Source organism: Rhizobium sp. FG96 (assembly GCF_057808655.1).
Genome location: NZ_JBMDIL010000005.1, coordinates 300,448 through 319,978, shown reverse-complemented (window position 1 = coordinate 319,978; position 19,531 = coordinate 300,448). Strand labels below are relative to the sequence as shown.

Genomic DNA, 19,531 nt, shown 5'->3' with positions numbered 1-19,531 from the left:
GACAGGGCTATTGGACGGCCAGTAGAGCTAGAGCAGATCCACATTCAAGATTCCAGGGACCCGCAATTACCGAAGCGGCCGAGATCATCTGCCAGCGGGGAAAGAAACTTAGCCACGGCGTCGCCGCCCACCTGAGGCATGTCGGAATTCAGGCCGAGGTAACTTTGAAGGCGGCTTCGAGGCTTGGAGAAGGACAGAGGGCAACCTGGTGCCGGATAACAAGTTGCCCCCGCGCGACCCGCAGGGTCGAACGGTCTGGGTTACGCGCTCTCGTTGAAAGATCGACCGCACCGCCTGACCCTGGCTAATTCGTCGCTTCGTTGATCCTTCTGCCGTATTCACCGTCGTTCCGGCTTCCAAGGTTGCGCTTGTCGGCGAACGCTTCGGCGCAACGCCCTTCGACGTCGAGGATCGCTGGAACGCTCTTCGTGCTGCCGGGCGCGATCGCGATCATGGACCTGAGCTGGATCTACGCGCTCTACGAAAACGTCGGCGCAGTCCAGGCGCTGTTCTTCGGACCAAACGCCGCGGTCCTTGCGATCGTGCTCGGTGAGGTCGGTTGTATCGGCAGCAGGTCTCTGAAGAACAACGTCATGATCGGACTCGCCGCCGCGTTGAGGAGACAAGTTTCGACATTCGCTTTCAAGGAAATGGTGGAAAGCGAAATTTGCTCTCTGAGTCCGCGAACCTCGTCGATACAGGACGATCGCTGGCCAGATCTCGGAAGCCACGGGTAGCCGCCTACAGCCCCGTTAGGGTGCCTGAGTGATCGCAGAAGTCGGGCGAGGGTCGACGAGGTTCCGTCCGAATGGGTTTAAGGCGACGAGCGCGACTAGGATCACGAGGAGCGATGCTGTGAGTATTCCGCGCGACTTTGCCATGTTTCGAAGCCTTGCGTTGAGTCCTATCACGAGCCGTCAATAGCGGATGAAAAGTCCGCTGCATTGGCGAGCAGCGGACCATATCAGCATTATTTGGTCTGGGTAATTCGTCAAGATATCTCACCTTCTCGACGAACCCAGAGTGCCGAAGCAAGATTGAAAAATTCTTAATTGCACGCTTCCTGGATAGAGTCGTCGCGCGTCATTACCGGCTGGGCGAGTATAGATAGTCGGCTTCTTCAACGGTCTTGGGAGCTTGATGGCCCAATTCACGCTCGACGACGCGATATGGCGTCGGCGCCGAACAACCTTCAACTTTGGTTACGATCTGAGCGCCCGAGAGACATAGCGTCCGTGAGACTGCGCATAACCCCGTTTCATTCCTATGGGCACGATCATTGATACGGCCGGTCTTTATAAGTCTTGCCCAGGACTTAGGTGTCTGCCGGAGGTTGACGTATCGAGCGGCTCGGTGCCTCGTGGTGACGCTTAAAATATGCCGGTCGGGACCTCAAACTCCCTCCCATCAAATGCGAGAGCGGCTGAGCGGCATCGCAGATGACCTGCTGCTTGAATTTGGCGATCCGAGCATGCCGAGCCGTCGCTACCATCAGGCTCCGCGGCCAGACGCGCTGACTGACCTACAAGCTCTTTATGCTGGATCCGCCACTATGCCGAAGCGGGAGCCGAAGGCCATTGATGGCTATAGGCTTGGCCAACTCGGAGTTGGGCCTTGCTGGTGGTTCTGAAAGCGTCAACCCGTACAACGCCCAACGGTGCGCAGGCCGGAGCAAACGATATCGTTGACATGCCTGGAACCAAAACCGAGGTGCAAGCGTTTCGGAGGTGCCGGTCAGCTCGCCTTGTTAGCACACTCACTTCCTCGGATTCGCTCCAGGCGGACGCTGAGACTTTTTGTGACCAGTCAGTAGGTACGACCGATTGCCCACACCATGAAGACGAACGAAAGTGTTGCGGCAAATGCTGCGATGGCGAGATTAGTGTCCATAGCTACCCTCTTGTGAAATTGTGCGCACTGAACGCGCAAGAGAAGGTTTTGGTTCCCCGATGCCGGCGAGGGGGAAATCGGTTTTCGAAGTATGCTTGTCTGCAACCGTACTGATAATTTGAAGGGACTCTTGTCATCCGATGTGATTAGGTCAGCGATGTAATGTGCGACCTGGCGGACCTCTGTGTCGCAGGGAGGGGCTCGCCTATGTATTGAGTAGCGAGCCCTTCCCCTTCGCGCCTGATCACATCCTCACGTTCACCCACCTTGACGGTCATCGCCAAACCCCTTACCGACTGCGCGTCGCGGTCTTTTGAGTCATGGGGCGGTATAGAGATTTCCCGATCTGACAAGGATGTTCGGGCCTTTGCCAGTCCTGGGACTATTTCACAAGAGCACACAGGAAGCAGCGGGGAGATTTTGACGAAATTGCGGAAGGGCGACACACCGGCAACGGTTGATGACATAGCGGGCCTGTTTCAGCACATAAACCTCATGCAGCGGACTTTGCTCAGCATCGGCGCGATAGCATTGCGAAGCGCCCAATCGCCGAAGGAAATCGAACAAATCGACGCGCAGGTTCAAGCGATGGTCGACGACTTTACGAACAGGGTCACCGCTCTCGCTAAGCGACTTGATATCGATGTCGTAGATAACTGACGAGTTGGTCGGATCTGGTCTCGAATGATAAGGATCGCAAGCCCTTCAATCGAGCAGTCGGCGCGCAAGGCCCTGTACCTGGCCGCTTCCCGTTGCTCGTGAAAGGACAGGAACCTCAACCGCATTCGAGAAGCTCGAGGTCGCGGCGACGTTGATGAAGGCAAGGATACTAACAGTGGATCTAGGTCTTCATGTCGATAATCTGGACAGTGTTATTGATCGTCAATTTTATTTCGGACGTATTTGCCAGAAGAACCGGCCGGTGTCGGAAGCACGAAACGCCTTCGACGATACAGACGTACATTCCTCGGTTCGGGCCCGCAGCGGATCGAGCCCCCCTCACACAGAAAGCGCTTCTTAATGTCCAAAAGGGGTGCACGACGTGTATTCCAGCAGTGACTCTTCCTCATTCTGAAAGCTTCGCGGCATTCCGCTAATGGAGCATCACATGCTGCAGGACTTCTTCGTCCCGCCGCATGTGCACCATGGCGAGAACGAGACTTTCCATGGGCTTGACAGAAATGTCCACTTTATAGTCGATGACGAATCCGGCACCGGCGGTCCCTTCGCGTTCAGGCCGCGGGCGTTCAAGATCATCTCACCGCTGGATCCGTTCCTGACCAGCACCAACGGCACTTCGGAGAAACGGTGCGCGCGCCGTCAATGCCTTCTTGAGGAACCGAAGATTCCACAGTGGTTTTTGTCACTGGGGAAAAGCTGCCTTGAAAGTGCGTCGAGGCGCTCGGGCACCGAACGGTCAAGGCCTCCGTGCGGGCCGGGTCGCCGCCTCCGATAACAACTTGTTCGCTGTTAGCGCGGCGGCTCCAGATAAGATCAATTGGAGGCTGATAAAGCGATCGGCAGGGCGACATGACGATGCACGAGGATACAGCCGTGACGGTTCGCGCCTTACGCAGGCGGCCGTCAGTGAACCGAGTAGCTGAGCATCCTATACGGATGGCTCGCGCCGAAATGTTTGATAAGTTCGTTCGCCTGCCTGAGCACGTTCTCCGCATGACGAATGTCGTCGCGAGCAAGTTCGTCGGCGTTGAGAAGGATGGCCTCGGCCATCGTCTTCGATAAGACACCGAATTTGCGATTACCCTCGACCATGGATTCGAGAGCAGCGCCGTCCAGCAGACGGCCCACCGCGATAAAGAGCTGCTCGCGCTCCTCGACGGACAACTGTGCAATGTCTGAAGAATGATGCATGGAAGGATTTCTTACTTGCGGAAGGCGGGGCGCCCGCCACCGGGTCCCGTATACGGACACCCGGCGGTCTGCCGCGGCCTCTAAATCAGGGATTACGCTGCGTGCTGATCGGCCTCGATCCGCAAAACGGTCTCCTGGCTGCCCGGACCGATTGCGATCTTTCGCGGTTTCAGGGCCTCCGGGATCTCTCTACGAAGCGATACCGTCAGAAGGCCGTTGGCGAGCGAAGCGTCTTCGATCCGTACATGATCGGCAAGTTCAAATCGACGCTCGAAGCTCCGTGCTGCGATGCCCCGGTGTAGATATTCACCTTGCTGGTCCTCGGCCTTGCCTCCCTTGACGACCAAGAGGTTGCGGTCCTGGGTAATGTCGAGGTCGCCCCGGCCGAATCCAGCAACCGCCATCGTTATGCGATACTCGTCCTCGCCTGCCTTGATGATGTCGTAGTGAGGCCAGGTGTCGTTTGCCTGCAGGCGCTGCGTATTGTTGAGCAGATTGAAGACGCGGTCGAAGCCGATGCTGGACCGGTACAGCGGTGAAAAATCAAGTTCAGTTCTCATACCAAAACCTCCGTAAAGCGAGTTGGAAGGAGACGCAAATTCACGCCTCCGGTTTTTGGCCCCCATTGGGCGACCGCGCCGACGATTTGGGATCGCGGTTTTCGAGCGTCAAGAGATCTGACGAAAAAATTTTAGAGCACATTCCGCTCGGTCTTGACGTTGATGTCAATCGCGCCGATCTTCCTAGTCGCCTGAGGATTTTCATCCGTTTTCTAGGAGACGCATCATGAGCATCCAGGGATTAGCACCGTTTCGTGACTCGAAACGTTCTTCATCGAAGGTGGAGGGGCTGCCATGAGACGGTCGGCTGTCACCTCGCCCGACGGGCGACGCAAGGGCTTGGCAACCACACCCGCAGACCTCGCCGTCCGTTACGCTGAAAACCTTCGCCGCCTTGCACGCGAAGCAGGAAAGATGGACCGCCCCCTGCTCGCTAACAGCCTTCTTTCCGTCGCCCACCAGATGAAGACATGGCCGACGCCAACGCAACCGACGAGCTTGGTCTAAGCTTGCTGCGGCGGGTTTGCCGCCTGATTGGTCGCGTCGAGCGCATGCTCGACCACCAGGCAAAGGCGTCGATCTTGCACTGACACTTTAGTCGCGGCCATTGCCCTTCGGGCTGCCCCTTTCGTCACGAGACTTGAAGGGCTAACCAGGTCCGAGCGTAGCTTTGACAAGTCGGTCTCATCCACCGACGCACAGGCGCGTCGTGAAGCGCCCATCAGCACATATACCTGCACCGGGAGCCTTCACATCAATCAGCGTAATCGCTTTCAACCTCGGTGACCGCTCGCAGCCCGTTTAAAGCCGGGCCGGGATCCATGCGCATATCTACGCCGTCGACAGGTTTATGAAATAAGGCATGACTTCGACCGCTCCTCGGTAAATCATGTCAAGCGCTACGTAGAGGATGACGGCAAGGCCGATATAGGCTATCCAGCGATGACTGTTGAGCTGGCGGGCAATGAAGTTCGCGGCCAACCCCATCAATGCAATCGACAGCATCAATCCAAGTATAAGAACGCTCGGATGCTCGCGCGCCGCACCGGCGACTGCGAGCACGTTGTCTAGCGACATGGACACATCGGCGACGATGATCTGCGTTGCAGCCTGAAGGAATGTCGTTCGGGGAGTGTTCGTCTCGTCTGGGACCTCCTCGCGGCGGTGGCCTGACCACAATTCGCGCCACATCTTCCAGCACACCCACAGCAGTAAAAGTCCACCCGCGAGGAGAAGACCGACGATCGCAAGAAGATAGACTGCGACGCTGGCGAAAACTATCCGAACTGCAGTAGCGGCGAGATACCGACAAGGATGGCTTTGCCCCGTTGCGAGCGCTCAAGACCAGCAGCCGCGAGACCTATGACTACAGCGTTGTCGCCAGCTAGCACAAGATCAATCGTAATCACCTGCAGCATTGCGGTCAGACCGGCCGGCGTGAAAATCTCCATCATGGGTGGACCCTACCCTCCGACGTTTCTCAATTGCAAACTCGCCTCGAAGCGAAATGCCCATTCGCATACTCAGTTCCGTGTCACGGTTGCGAGAGAACTCGAGATTGTCCGGAGGTCGATCGGCGCGACGACAGAAGCCCTATGATCTGTGACAATGACCCTGAGGCGTGAGTGACATCGTCTGCAATAGCAGTGGAAGAAGCTCGGCGGGAGCAGAAGTCTCGTCAGTTCACGGAAGACACGAAGGCTGCCGTCTACAAGAGTGTCGCCGGTCTTCTGCCCGACGTGATCGGGAGGCCTTGCAAAGACACCACGGTCATTTTCCACGATCCGGAATCTAGGAATATGGGACAAGGCCGGACTGACGCTTCGCGGCTGCCGTTGGTCAAGAAATGATCGTGATTTTTGGCGGGCCGCGCCGCTGTCCGTGAAGCGCGACAATCGTTCTAAACGATCCACTTAACGCGTTCGGTCGCGAAACCACGCACGTCGGCACCCACTTCCAAGCATTTCAAACAGGCACAAGTCCGGCATCGTTCCGCACATGTCAGAGAACATGTTTTGTTCACTGGATCTGCTCGACACGAGGAGGGGAGAGATTGACCGATGTCGTCAACCTTTACGATTGCGCACGCCCTGGTGAATGAGACACCGTCGCTGACAACTCGCCCATCCCATCAGCTTCTTAAAGACGTTTACTGAGCCCGCTCTGGTAATTGTTATCGGCCGACGCTCGTCAGCGTCGGCGATATTGGAGCAGTGGGAGGTACGACGGTCAAAATTCTTCCCAGTTCTGATCAGGAGCGACCACCGTTGCAGTTCGACCGCCCCCAAACGATCGGGTCACTCTTTCCGTCATCGCTCGTATTGGCGAGGCAACAGCTCGGACGCTTGGTTCCGTGATGACCCTTGCGGCTTGGGCCATGCTGACCGTTGCCGCAGGGGCGTCGGATAAGCGGAACTGTCCTACCAAAGACTTCAGTTTCGCGGATTCTGCGGCAAGTGTAGCACCTGCGGCATTTGCCTCTTCGACCATAGCTGCATTCTGCTGTGTCACCTGGTCCATTTGATTGACAGCGGTGTTCACCTCAGCCAGGCCGACCGATTGCTCACGGGCGGAAGTAGCAATGGCATCCATGTGGGTGTTCATGCTGACGATATAGGCTTGGATATTCTGGAGCGCCTCACCAGCTGCACTGACGAGCTGGACACCGTCCTGAACATCGTCACCGGATGCACGGATGAGCTCCTTGATCTCCTTTGCGGCCTTGGCAGAGCGCTGCGCCAGTTCTCGGACTTCCTGCGCGACAACCGCAAAGCCTTTCCCCGCTTCGCCCGCACGGGCAGCTTCCACGCCAGCGTTGAGCGCGAGGAGATTCGTCTGGAACGCAATCTCATCGATGACGCCGATGATGTTGGAAATTTCACTCGACGATTTCTCAATTTCGCTCATCGCCTGGACCGCATTACGGACAACATCGCCCGACTGGCTGGCGCTGCTGTTTGCCTGGATTGCGATCGAGCGCGCCTCATCCGCCCGCTTCGACGAGTTCGCCACATTAACCGTAATCTCGTCCAGCGCTGCGGCCGTTTCTTCAAGCGAAGCTGCCTGCTGCTCTGTCCGTCTCGAGAGATCGTCGGCGCTCTGGCTGATTTCCCGCGAGCCACTTTCGATGGAGCTCGTGGATGTTGCGACCGCCGCCAACGTCGAGCGCAGCTGCTCGACCGCGCGATTGAAGTCGACACGAAGGCTTTCGAACTCGTTGGCAAATCGATCAACAAGACGTACGTTGAGATCGCCCGAAGCAAGTTTCTCCAGGCCGCGTGCCAGACCTTCGGTCGCTTGAGCCATGGCTTCCGCCCGTAATTGGTCGCGTTCAGCGATCTGGCGGCGCTCCTGATCCGAAACTTTCCGCTGGTGATCCGCATCTTCCTCCAACTGAAGGGTGCGGATCGCATTGTCCTTAAAAATCTGCACCGCATGCGCCATTGCGCCGACTTCGTCGCGGCGCGCAGTGCCTTCGATCGATACAGCGAGATCGCCGTTGGCCAGCCTCGACATGGTTGCGGTTAGCCGGGCGAGCACCCCGGCAAGCGAGCGCGCAAAGAAATAGAAACCGAGCAAAGAAATGATTGCGACAAGAACCGTACCCAAGACAGTCGTCAAAAGGGCGGCCTGTGCATTTGAAGCGACGTCGGTAACGTTTGACGCCACCTCCAGCACACCAATGGTTTGCCCCGAAAAGTTCTTGAACGGCACGGCATTGACGACCACTGTCGTCTCACCGTCGGCGACCTCCCGTGGGCTGAACACTCCATCCATCGCCGCCTTGAGTTCTTCGGCAGAGAGCTTGGATTTCGAACCCGTCGAGGCTTGGACCGCCAGTTTGCCGTCATTAAGAATGTAAACGGTGATCGCGCCGTCGATCCGGTCGGCAATCGTATTGAAATAGTCGTTCGTGAGCCCCGTGCCGACATCGACGACCCCGACCGTCTTTCCATCGGCAACGATCGGCGCAGACGCGAACATCGAGACCGCCGTCCGACCGGGCTCGATCCCTGCAACAAGCTTACCGCTCGCTAGCGCCTCCACGACGGTCTTCCGCCGGCCGGTCATATCGTCGCCAAACTTGTCCGGTGAATGAATTCGCGCGAGCGCGATACCCTTCGCATCGATGAAGGTAATGTTTTGAAGGCCGCCGGCGTCTTTGATCGCCGGCATCGCGGAGACATAGCGGGCGATTATATTGTCTTTGTCGCCGCCTTTAACCAATGTCGCCGTCTCAGGCTCTCCAGCGAGCGCGATAGCCAATGCCGAGGCGGCCTTCTGCTGGGCAGCCATATCGGTCTGAATGAGTGAAAGGTCTCCTGCTGCCTCGCGGTGAAGGGCTTCGTCAACGGCGACCGATTGCCGATACCAAGCACTTCCTCCAATTGCGATGCTTGAAAACAGAACCGCTGCGAAACCGCAGGCCGTAATCGTGAGCCACAAGGGCCGCTTGATGTTCACATCCGACATATTGACCGTCCTTATACGTGACAGACATCACTGAGATGAAAACGAAAACGATTTCTGAACCGGGACTACAATTTCTCACTAGGTGAATTGCTTCTCCAGCCGCATGGGAAGGAATTTCCGATCGATGTGGCAGCAGCCTTTGAGACCAACCGTCGCCATCTGTCGAGGACGATCTCAGTTTCCAGCCCTTCAATGCCGACACGTGTGTTGCGTTGCCGATGCGAGGCACCCTATCTACGAGGACGCTTGCACTCAGGCGAGACTCGTAAGCTCCGACATCACAACGATTAGGCCGCTGTCACCGGACGCCTTCTCTCCAAAAGCTCAACGGCGGGGTGCGCAATAGTCACGCCGATCACGTAGAAAACGAGAAAATCGGAGCGCGGGACCTCGGGTAGATCGTCGCCCAAAGTTCGACAGCGCTTTGTGAACGCGCGTGGCGAGCGGCTCGTCATGGGATCGCCGCTCGCCTTTGTTGTCGCATATAGGGTGCCTTATCGGTCAATGATCATGTTCCACGGTGAGGTGGTCAGGCATCCCTCATCAGCTCGGATTGGGGTCTGATGCTCTTTGTGTTAATAGCCTATCACGGTGATATGCCAGCCGCGGGGACGAAGACGCGGGCGGGCGACGGGCGCTCCGTCGTCAGCACCAAGCCCCCACAGACGCAGGCGATAGCGATGACAATGACGATTAACGGGAAACCGATACCTGATGATTTTTCTTCACCGTAGATCATGGACATTCCTCCAGCGGCCCCGACGGCGCAAAGTGACGCCGCCGGGTACTGCCTGCTAGGCCTCGATGATGTAGACGATCGTCAGCGCGTCCGGATCGACGATGACGATCCGGCCGTCCGCAAGGAGGAAAAAGCGGTAGCCTTCATACGCCGGTACGATCTTAACGATTCGCGGCGGCAGCCTCTCAAGGTGAACCCGCTTAGGGATAGTTGTGCCGACGGAAACCGTGAAGTCGACTTCTTTGACCGGTGCAACGTGGACTTCCTGGATCACCTGTCGGATTTCAGTGCGCTGTTCGACGGTCACGTTGACGTTGGTCTTGGAATTGGTCGTCTCGTTGCTTGTCGTGCTGTTATTGACGTTCGCCTCGGTTGACTTATGAGTGGAGGTGTTCTGATCGGCAGAACTCTTGGAAGCGTCACCACCTTGAGGGCTCGTGCCAGACGTGGTGGAGTTCTTTGTGGTGCCGTTATTCGCGTCCGTCGCCGCGTCGTTGGTGCCAGACTTCGCCTTCTGCTCGGTCATCGTGCCGCTGGAGGCGTCTTGCGATGCAGACGTCTTCTTCATGTCGGCAGAGGGTTTCCCGGGCTCAGTTCCGCTTGCACCATCGGTCGACTGCTTTGTCCTGCTCTCCTGCCCATCGGACCCTTCGTCGCTCTTCTGCTTGGCTTGATCCTTGGTTTGCGGACATGCGCCTGACGCGTCGGGAGTGCAATCCGTGCCGGAGGCATGCGAGCCGGCATCCGACTGACTTGACTGGGACCCAGAGACGGCATTGGTCGAGGTCGCGCCTGACTGGGAACCGGATTGAGCGCCTGACTGCGTTTTCGTGCCGCTTTGTGCGGCGGCCGGAGTGGTCGCTAACGGCGAAACGCTTAGAGATAACGCGGCCAGCACAGCGGCGAGATGGGTTCGTTTCATGACATAATCTCCAAATTCTAAGAGGCAGCGCCGGCCGTAACGAACGCTTGTGTCGCGGCAGGCGTGGCCACTTGTTGATGGTAGACGGCTGTCGCCGCCCGACGATCACGGCGGAACTGTCTTACTGGATGACCTGGATGACCTTCCGGGTGGAAGGTTCGACGATCACGCGCTCATCGTTGACGATGGCGTAGGCATAGCCAGTTTCGTCGGGGATCGGCGTCACCACGACGGTGTCAGGAAGAGCCTGTCCGACAACGATCTTCTCCTTGACAACCACGCGTTCCTCGGGAGCAGGAGCCTTTTGGACGAAGGTGATTACCTTCTCCGACGGCATGGCCGACTGTGCAAATGCAACGCTCGAAGTCATAAGCGCGGCGGCGGCGATTGCTGCTCTGATATTCATGATGTTTCCTCCTTTTTGATGGACCGTTCCACCGGGAAGGCCAAACTTTCGCACCGCGCACTCGTTCCAGACCCCGGACCTCAGTCCGGGGTCAATTCGACCTTAGTCCGATGCCTCTGCAATTCGCCGTTTGGAGCGAAGGCCCGCCTCGATCATCAGTTCGTCAAATGCTTCACGCGCGGCCATGACATTCGCTGGTTCAAGCGGATTGCCGTCGTCGAAAACCACTGGTGGCCGCGCCAGTGATGCAGGGGAGCGTCTGGGGCAGCGATCCGCGTTTTCGGCAGACTGACGCGCCATGATTTGGCCAGCGGCATGAGCTGCCCGCCAGACGCGCCGATGCCATGCAGGAGGATGACGAGGTGGTCGAGGGATGACATGACCGATCCTGGAGGTTGCGGAATGGCCCGACGGCGCTCGACATTAAGGAAGCGAGCAGCCGTCTCACCCCACACATAAGCCGTCACGCAGACGGCGGCGGATACCGCTGCGGAAGCTCACGTGATGATGGGGTGGCAGATCGTAGATGGTTTACATGCAGCGCCTCCGCAAGGAGGAAAGGCTGGCCATACGCTACTGGACACGGGGCCCGAAGCCGTTGAAGCGCCCTCTCGACTTCCCCACATCTGAGGAAACCTTCACGAATGGCTGTCATGGTAACCAGGATCAGGAAGACGCTGGCCGTGCAACAGCGTTCAGCGGCCTTCGAACGCACGAACAAGATTGTAGCAGACGCCGCAGATGAAGAGCGGCATCTCCGGGAGGAGAGCGCGCGACTTTGCAAACTGAGGTTGGCTGCTTTGAATGCGAGGGAATGAACCACAGATCTCGTGCAACGAAGCTGCTTGTCGATCAGGCGCTGCAACTGCGACCGACAGGCCGCTCTCCGGCTGTCACACCGCTGCCGCTGCCGATTGGAGAAGGCCCATGACGACCTCGGTTAATGCGGTCATACAGGCTGTCGATCCGAGGAGTCTGGCTGGAAGCTGTCGATCCAAGATCTTATCTCTTCGGAGGCACAATGGTAGAATACTGTTCGGCCGCATCTCCGCGTTCTGATCAGGCCGGCCTTGCGCAGCTCGCGTAGATGAGCGGTTGCAGTCGATCGGCTCCGGTCGCAAAGCCGAACAATCTGCTCGGCACGTAATTCGCCTTCCGATACCGCCTTAGCGAGCCTAAGCTTCAGGGGATGGGAAAGTAGCGCCCGGAACAAGGCGCGCTGATCGGGATTAATGTCGATCATCAAGATCCTGAAGGGAGGGACTGTAGTGGAGACCAGCCGGACAATCAACGGCGGAGAAGAACTCAAAGTTATCAAGCATCGCGTGGCTTTCAGAGCCCATCACCGCGACAGTCCAAAATTCGCGCTCTCCACCGAAAACGGATGAAACCATGACAATCTCGGTACGGCTGCTGCCTCGTCGGCGAGCCCAGTAAAACTTTTCGGTTTCGAGCTCTGGTCGGTCCATACTATTCCTCCGAGGGAGGACCGGAAATGGTACCGCCTGACTTTCAGATAGGGCGACTGCAGTCAATTGCCAGCGGAGATCGTACCGAAGATCGAAGTCGAGCTTAGCGGCTCGTCTTCCAGAGCGCTCTTTCGCCCGGATCAGCGCTTTCGTTGCGCAATTCTCTCAAGGTCGAGGCTACCAGTCCCACAAACATGGTCGCGATAAGGACTGTCAGTATTGTCAGAAGGGCGAACATTTTATTTCTCCAGCGTCCCATATGAATGAGCGCCATGTGAAAAAGTTCCGCGAGATTTCCGCGACGCGCGGATGCTGTCAGCGCTTCGATAAGGCGAAAATTCTTGCAGAGCCTAGCAGCGGCTCGCCGTCTGCCTGATTGCCCGCGCGTGCGCTCTGCTCGCCAGTCTGTGGCGCGGGCGACTGAGAGCTCTTTTACCTCCGCCCCAGAGCGTGTTCCGGAAACGATCCGACAAATTCACCGGAAACCGCCTCCTAATCATTCGTTCGCGGCGCGGTCTAATCCATCGATGCCCTCACCTGCGAGACATTGCTGTTAAGCAACTCGCTGCCGATGCCGGCTGGGACGTGTCGTGCAGCCGAAGCGTCGAGGCAGCACACAGATACGGTTTAAGACCAGAAGGAGCCCTTCTTCGAAATTGATTTTATCGAGAGATTGGGTGTGAGTTTCACCCTCACCCGGCGATCAGAAGCAGCACATAAGCGATGACGGTGACCATCAATCCGCGAAAGGCGAGTGTGACGCAGCGATACTTGCCGCGCGCAATGGTGGAGAGAATATCGGCATTGTCGAGATATTCGGCGAAGAGATAGCGCTCGTCGCGCCGTGTCGCCGCGTCCCAGAAGAGCTGCCGGTGCTCGCCCCAGGTGCCCCAGAATAGCGAGGTGGACTTCGTGAGATGGCGCGGCAGCACCACCAGGATCGCTGACAGGATCGAGAAGACGGACGCCGCTGCAAGCAGACCGGAGAACAGAATGTGCTGCAGGTTTCCGTCCGCATAGCGCGTCCATGTAAAGACCGCGCGTACCTCGCTGGAGCTGACGAGAAAGGCAAGCATGAAGGTGAAGATGTAAGCCGCCTTCTGATCGGATATCTTGATCTGATCGTAGAAGATGTCGTTTATCTTCTTGATATGGTCGAAATATTCCGATCCGATATCCCCTGTCGTGGGATCGCTCATCATCAGTTCAGTCGCACTTTCGAAATCCGCCACGCACTTACCTCCGCCGCAAAGTGTTTCCCTGATATTACACTTCACAACCAAAGCAAGAGCATAAGTAGAACTCTGCTTGACTTTTGGCGGCACCAAAGACAAACGCTTTTCTATGAGGGGTAGATTTACGAATTCCATGTCCGCCGTGATGGCGTTGACTGTGGCGGCGTCTTTTGCTGCGCGGCCGGCAGCGGCCGACCCTGTTTTGCGCGCCGAACCGGCAGCCGGTTCCGTCATCGATCGCAAGATGGGCGAGGAAGTCCGCTTCGTCGATCTGTCGAACTGGCAGAATGTCGACCTGCACCAGGATCTGCTCGGCGGCGACGTGCTGCGCACCAATGCATCCGGCCAGCTCGCTATCCTCTTTGCCGACCGCACCCAGGTTCGCCTCGGCCGCAATTCGGCGCTGCAGGTCAAGAAGATGGCGCGCGACGGCGACACGATCCTCAACCTGCAATCCGGTACCATGTGGGCCCGCGCCCAGCGCGGCGGCACGGGGCTGACGGTCGAGACCCCGGCAGCGGCCGCCGCGATCCGCGGCACGGACTGGACGCTGACTGTCAAGGGCGACCAGACCTCGCTGATCGTTCTCGAGGGACAGGTCGAGCTAAAGAACGACTACGGCAGCGTCCAGGTGGCCGAGGGCGAAGGCGCGGTCGCCACCATCGGCCAGGCGCCGCGCAAGCTCGTCATCGTCACGCCGGATGATCGCGAGCAGATGCTCTTCTACCTGACGCTGCGCAGCGGCTTCACCTTCATGCCCGCCTCGCCGCTTCCGGTGCAGAAGATGCGCAGCGAGCGCAGCCGCATCGAGGCCAAGGCGCCCGGCACCCGCAGCGCCGAGGATTGGTTGACGCTTGCCGAAGTGCAGCTCTCGCTCGATGGCCGCAGGAAAGCGCTGGAATCCCTGGCGCAGGCCCGCGCCTCCCGTCTCTCCGCCTCCCAGCGCGCCCGCGCCGATCTCATCGAGGCGCTGATCGCCGGCGCCGAGAAGCGCTATGACGATGCGGCAAAACTCTTTGCCAGAGCCGAACGCTCCCTCGATCCGCTGCGCCGCGGCATCGCAGCCTACGGCGGCTATTACGCCCGGTCGCTCCGCGATCCCTCCCGCAACGAGAAGCCGCCGGCGAGCGTCACCGGCCCCTACGCCGCGGTGATGAAGGCTTATACGGCAGGCTTCCTCGAAGACATCCCGGCAGCGATCGCCACGATGAAGCAAGCCGAGGCGCGCTATCCTGACGACTCGACGCTTCCGGCGCTGCGCGCCCAGCTCGCGCTTCTGATCAACGACCGCGTCCAGATGCAGGATGCAATCGCCCGCTCGCTGGCGATCGACCCGCAGGACCCGAACGCCCTGCAGGCCCGCGCCCGCATGCGCGCCGATTATCAGGGCGATCTCGAAGGCGCCCTCGCCGACTTGAACGCGGCGATCGGAGTGGCGCCCGGCTCATCCATGGCCTGGAACGACCTCGGTCTGCTGCAGGATGCCCGCGGCGCCTCGCGCGAAGCCGAAGCCGCGCTGAAGAAAGCGATCGAGCTCGATCCCGACGATCCGATCGGCCACGCCAATCTGGCAATTCTCTATCTCGATCAATCGCGGATGAAGGAAGCCAAGCGCGAAATCGACCTCGCGCTCGCCGCCGACCCGGCCTTCGACATCGCCCTTCTCGCCCGCGGCCGCTACTATCTGCAGATGGGCGAGATGGACAAGGCGATCGACGATCTCCTGGCATCCTCGACAGCCAATCCGGCACATTCGCAGGCGCAGCTGATGCTCGCCGCCGGCCACTATGAAAAGGGCGACCGCGTCCTCTCCGAACAGGCGCTGGATAATGCCGACCGGCTGGACAAGAACGATCCGGTAATCTCGTCATTCCGCACCGCCGTCGCGATCGACGATTACGATCCGGATGGCGCGCTTGAGAATGCCCAGGAATTCCTGCGCCGCTCCAAGGCCCGCGGCGGCCACTACGGCTCGCTCGGCGCCAATCAGGATGCCGGCTCGACGCTCAACAACGCCTTCCGCCTGCGCGGCCTCAACGCCTGGGGCCGCTATTACGGCGATGCGGTCTTCGACCCCTTCGCCGGCAGCGGCTATGTCGACCAGTCGATCCGCGGCAACATCCGCCCCTTCGCCAATACCGAGATCTTCGACGACGAGATCGATCTCTACAAGCTGAACTCGAACAGCTTCTCGGCGCTCTTGCAGGGTCTACTGCTCGATCCACACATGCTGTCCGGCCGCTCGCGCTCTGCCAACCTCCTGCGGCGGCCTTTTCTTGAAGGGTCGCTTGGCGCGGGCTTTATCAATTCGGCTGGCGAGACGAAGCCGACAGGTGAAGCGGAACTGCAGGGTTTTGCCAATGCCCCGTTCCCGGTGAGCGGGTATCTGAACTTGACGTGGGTGCAGACGCCGTATGGCGGCGATTATGGTCAATCTCTAGTCGGTTTGCTCGGGCCTGGAACCAACAATGGCGATATCAAAAACTGGTCCGGTAATGCGTATTTGACCGCAACGCCAAATCCCGACGATCGCTTCGTCCTCTACGCCAATCATAGCGATAGCCGGATCGATCAAACTATCGATTTCCCCTTCGCACCGGGCGGTGTGCCGTACAACGAAAGCGACAGGGTCAACTCAAGGGAGACTGCGGCCGGGATTGGTTGGAGCCATACCTTCGGGTACCGCAACGTTGTAAATTCAGCTTTCTTCTATACCGATAGTGAACAGCGCATTACCCAAGGTTTTGGCATACCACCAGTTACAGGGCGCTTTGCGACAAGTTCTCAACAGAACTATATAGTTGCGATCAACCACCTCTACGGAAGTGATGATTTAACTTGGCGGTACGGCCTGGAAGGCGGTGTCATCCATGCAGAGGCGTCGGATTCATTTCCTTTCGCGGCCGGAACTGATGAAGCAATCGGTCTTGGCCGTGCCTATATCGACCTGCTTCATGAAATCACTCCCACGCTGAAAGCCGAGTATGCAATCTTCGGAACGTTAGTGGATGGCGAGACAACAGACACGGCTAGGATTGAGCCTCGCCTTGGTGTCGCTTGGACACCTTCCGACGGCCAGTGGTTACGTGTTGCCTACATGCGCCAGAGCTTCGACCTTGGCAGCCCGACGCTGTCGCCGATTGGCGTTCTGGGCCTGCAATCAAACCAGCTATACTCGGGCAACGACGGATACACCGACACCATTGCGGTACAATGGGACGCGCAGTGGACCGATAGCTTCTTCACGAGTGTCGAATACCAGCATCAGCAGATCAAGGATCTGAACCTGGGTTATCCGATCACCAGCCCCTTTGTTCCCTATCTTCCAGGGGGCATCAGCATCAGTGATGGTAGACTTGATCGGCTAAGTGCCACAGCCAACGTTGCTCTCTCCTACGGCTTTGGTATCTCTGCAACGGTTGCCTATGCGCACTCCAAAAACGAGGATGCGAGCAACATTGGCTTCGGTGAGGCTTTGCCTTATGTGCCGGAACGCAGTGCCCAGCTTGCTGTCACTTGGGTCAACGAAGCCAATGTCAAAGCAACACTCGCGGCCAACTACATAGGCACACGCGAGGGGCAACTCGGTCCCTTCACGACCGTTAAACTTGACGACTACTGGACCCTCGACGCCAACATGATCTGGGAGCCGCTCGACAAGCGGTTCGCCCTCGAAGCGTCTGCCTTCAATCTTCTCGACGAGGATTTCGAGGTTGCGCCCGGCGTGCCGGGCTGGGGGCGTGCGGTCAAGGGCAGCCTGAAGATCCGCTTCTGATGCGCTCCAATCCCCGCCAGTCCATCCGCGCTCCCGGCTGGCCGTTCAGCAGCCGGCCGGTCAGGCTTGCCGTGCTCGTTCTGGCGACGCTGGTGGCGATTTCGTTTCTGTCGCGGCTGCCGGCCTGGTCGCTGCTCGAACTCCGGAGCTTCGACTATCTCTCGACGGTCGATGATCCGCTGCCGCCCGAGGATGCGCCCGTCATCGTCGCGATCGACGAACCGGCGCTGGCGCAGATCAACGCCCAATGGCCCTGGCCGCGCCGCCTGCATGCCGACCTGATCAAGGCGCTGCGGGCCGCCGGCGCCAAGGCGATCGGCCTCGACATCATCATGGCCGAGCCGTCGTCTCCCGAGAATGACGCGGCAATCACCGCAGCCTCTGCACCCGATCTGGTGCTCGCCGGTGATGAAACGCTGATCCAGGCGCCGCAGGCCGATCAGCTGATCCGCACCACGCCGATGCCGCAGTTCACGGCCGCCGGTGCCAGAACCGGCATCGCCTCGATCGAGCTTGGCGGCGATGGCACCTTCCGCACCATTCCCGCCTATCGCGACGGCTTTGCCGTGATGCTGGCGGCCGCTGCGGGAAAGGCGGCCGCGATGCCGCCCGCGGGCGCAATGATCCAGTCCTTCGGCCCGGCCCGCAGCTACCCGACGGTCTCTTATTATCAGGCGCTCGATCCGCCGACTTTCCTGCCCCCTGATTTCTTCAGGAATCGCGTTGTGCTCGTCGGCCTCAGCCTGCAGAACGCACCCGAGATCGACAAGGGCGGCGCCGATACCTTTGCGACACCCTATACCGTCCACACCGGCAAGCTGGTGGCTGGCGTCGAGCTCCAGGCAACGATCTACGACAATATCGTCCATCGCTTCTATATCGCCAGGGGCGCGCTGCCGCTCGTGGCACTGGCGATCCTCGTCGCGGCGATCCTCGCGGCGGCAACGGTCTGGCGCTCCACCAGCTGGCTGACACTCGCAGCCGCGATTGCCGCGATCGGCGTCTTCGCTACCGCAAGCTTCGCCGGCATCCGCTTCGGCCATGTCTTCGTCTCACCGCTTGGGCCCTCGATCGCCTATATCGCCGTCGCCTTCGGCCAGGCTGCCTTCGACTTCGCCGAGGAGCGTCGCAACAAGCAGCAGATCACCCGCGCCTTCTCGCAATATATCTCGCCGGAACTCGTCAAGCGGCTGACGGAAGACCCCTCGCAGCTGAAGCTCGGTGGCGAGCGGCGCACGCTGTCGGTGCTGTTTTCGGATGTGCGCGGCTTCACGACCATCGCCGAGACGATGAAGGACGATCCTGAGCAGCTGACGACGCTGATCAACCGGCTGCTGACGCCGCTGTCCGAAGTGGTGATGAACCATGGCGGCACGATCGACAAATATATGGGCGACTGCATCATGGCCTTCTGGAACGCGCCGCTCGACGATCCCGATCATGCCATGCATGCCGTCACCGCATCGCTGGCGATGCAGGAGGAGATCACCAAGCTCAATCGCGAGCTGGAAGCCGAAGCCAAGGCCTTTGGCACGCCGCTGCATGTGCTGAAGATGGGCGTCGGCATCAATACCGGCGAATGCGTCGTCGGCAATATGGGCTCCACCCGCCGCTTCGACTATTCCTGCCTCGGCGACAGCGTCAACCTCGCCTCACGGCTGGAGGGCGCCTCGAAGAATTATGGCGTCGCGCTTCTGCTCGGCGAGACCACGGCATTCCTGGTCAGCGGCAGATACACGATCGCCGAGCTCGACCGCGTCATCGTCAAGGGCAAGACCGTCCCTGCCCCTGTCTTCACCATTCTGCACCGGGCCAATGACGATGCGCTCGCCGCCCACGCGCTGTTCCTGCAGGCGAAATATGCCGGCGAACTGGTCGAGGACGATCCCCGCTTCGACGTGATGGCGGCGATGATCCCGGAACTTTCGGGATATTATACCCTTATGAGGTTTGCCTCGACTTGAGCCGAAGAGCAGAAAACGACGCGAACATCGTAATGCGAAGGCGCGGATACATGAGATCGATCGCAACAAAGGCGCCGCAAAGCCACACCCGGACAACGCGAAAGCCGCGACCGGCTTCTTCCTGAAAGAACCGATCGGGGGGGTGGCCATACCGTCATCGCCACTCTCTGGCCTCGTGAGCTGCTCCACTCCGTTTCATGCATCAGACTAAGGTCCGACCCAGCTG

General features: G+C 59.0%; 12 protein-coding genes and 4 pseudogenes. 5 read left to right on the top strand and 11 right to left on the bottom strand.

The window, feature by feature from the left end:
* Nucleotides 1-83: 83 nt before the first annotated feature.
* The 3 genes and pseudogenes from ACODR6_RS12355 to ACODR6_RS12345 all read left to right on the top strand — a co-directional run.
* A pseudogene (locus ACODR6_RS12355) lies at nucleotides 84-412 on the top strand (chromate resistance protein ChrB domain-containing protein); the annotation flags it as partial.
* Nucleotides 363-611 (top strand): annotated as a pseudogene (locus tag ACODR6_RS12350) (hypothetical protein); the annotation flags it as partial. The pseudogenes ACODR6_RS12355 and ACODR6_RS12350, both read left to right, overlap by 50 nt.
* Nucleotides 612-2,157: 1,546 nt before the next feature.
* Nucleotides 2,158-2,550 (top strand): hypothetical protein, encoded by a 393-nt coding sequence (locus tag ACODR6_RS12345; RefSeq protein WP_203431500.1) that lies wholly within the window; start codon nucleotides 2,158-2,160, stop codon nucleotides 2,548-2,550.
* Between the two features lie 924 nt (nucleotides 2,551-3,474).
* Here the strand turns inward: ACODR6_RS12345 and ACODR6_RS12340 are convergent.
* The 11 genes and pseudogenes from ACODR6_RS12340 to ACODR6_RS12290 form a co-directional block, all read right to left on the bottom strand.
* Complete coding sequence (locus ACODR6_RS12340) at nucleotides 3,475-3,762, bottom strand: hypothetical protein (RefSeq protein WP_203431499.1); 288 nt, start codon at nucleotides 3,760-3,762, stop codon at nucleotides 3,475-3,477.
* Between the two features lie 92 nt (nucleotides 3,763-3,854).
* Nucleotides 3,855-4,322 carry an Hsp20 family protein gene (locus ACODR6_RS12335; protein ID WP_203431615.1) on the bottom strand — a complete coding sequence of 156 codons (468 nt, stop codon included), beginning with the start codon at nucleotides 4,320-4,322 and terminating at the stop codon, nucleotides 3,855-3,857.
* Nucleotides 4,323-5,153: 831 nt separating this feature from the next.
* A pseudogene (locus tag ACODR6_RS12330) lies at nucleotides 5,154-5,773 on the bottom strand (TerC family protein).
* A 778-nt stretch (nucleotides 5,774-6,551) separates the two neighbouring features.
* Nucleotides 6,552-8,795 (bottom strand): methyl-accepting chemotaxis protein, encoded by a 2,244-nt coding sequence (locus tag ACODR6_RS12325; RefSeq protein WP_203431498.1) that lies wholly within the window; start codon nucleotides 8,793-8,795, stop codon nucleotides 6,552-6,554.
* A 586-nt stretch (nucleotides 8,796-9,381) separates the two neighbouring features.
* On the bottom strand, nucleotides 9,382-9,534 hold the full coding sequence (locus ACODR6_RS12320; protein WP_199630027.1) for a hypothetical protein: 153 nt from the start codon (nucleotides 9,532-9,534) through the stop codon (nucleotides 9,382-9,384).
* A gap of 55 nt (nucleotides 9,535-9,589) precedes the next feature.
* Nucleotides 9,590-10,456: a DUF1236 domain-containing protein gene (locus ACODR6_RS12315; protein ID WP_203431497.1), complete on the bottom strand. Its 867-nt coding sequence runs from the start codon at nucleotides 10,454-10,456 to the stop codon at nucleotides 9,590-9,592.
* A gap of 121 nt (nucleotides 10,457-10,577) precedes the next feature.
* Nucleotides 10,578-10,790, bottom strand: a pseudogene (locus tag ACODR6_RS12310) (DUF1236 domain-containing protein); the annotation flags it as partial.
* 227 nt (nucleotides 10,791-11,017) lie between these two features.
* Complete coding sequence (locus ACODR6_RS12305) at nucleotides 11,018-11,242, bottom strand: alpha/beta hydrolase (protein WP_246777727.1); 225 nt, start codon at nucleotides 11,240-11,242, stop codon at nucleotides 11,018-11,020.
* A 569-nt stretch (nucleotides 11,243-11,811) separates the two neighbouring features.
* Complete coding sequence (locus tag ACODR6_RS12300) at nucleotides 11,812-12,105, bottom strand: ArsR/SmtB family transcription factor (RefSeq protein ID WP_203431496.1); 294 nt, start codon at nucleotides 12,103-12,105, stop codon at nucleotides 11,812-11,814.
* Nucleotides 12,092-12,331: a hypothetical protein gene (locus tag ACODR6_RS12295; RefSeq protein WP_148195337.1), complete on the bottom strand. Its 240-nt coding sequence runs from the start codon at nucleotides 12,329-12,331 to the stop codon at nucleotides 12,092-12,094. Before ACODR6_RS12295 ends, ACODR6_RS12300 begins: the two co-directional genes overlap by 14 nt.
* Before the next feature lie 692 nt (nucleotides 12,332-13,023).
* Nucleotides 13,024-13,563, bottom strand: coding sequence for a Pycsar system effector family protein (locus tag ACODR6_RS12290; protein WP_203431495.1), 540 nt, complete (start codon nucleotides 13,561-13,563; stop codon nucleotides 13,024-13,026).
* 112 nt (nucleotides 13,564-13,675) lie between these two features.
* Between ACODR6_RS12290 and ACODR6_RS12285 the strand changes: the two genes are divergently transcribed.
* Together ACODR6_RS12285 and ACODR6_RS12280 are read left to right on the top strand one after the other, a co-directional pair.
* Nucleotides 13,676-17,341: a FecR domain-containing protein gene (locus ACODR6_RS12285; protein WP_203431494.1), complete on the top strand. Its 3,666-nt coding sequence runs from the start codon at nucleotides 13,676-13,678 to the stop codon at nucleotides 17,339-17,341.
* Nucleotides 17,341-19,305, top strand: coding sequence for an adenylate/guanylate cyclase domain-containing protein (locus ACODR6_RS12280; RefSeq protein WP_203431493.1), 1,965 nt, complete (start codon nucleotides 17,341-17,343; stop codon nucleotides 19,303-19,305). The genes ACODR6_RS12285 and ACODR6_RS12280 overlap by 1 nt, the downstream gene beginning before the upstream one ends.
* Nucleotides 19,306-19,531: the final 226 nt, after the last annotated feature.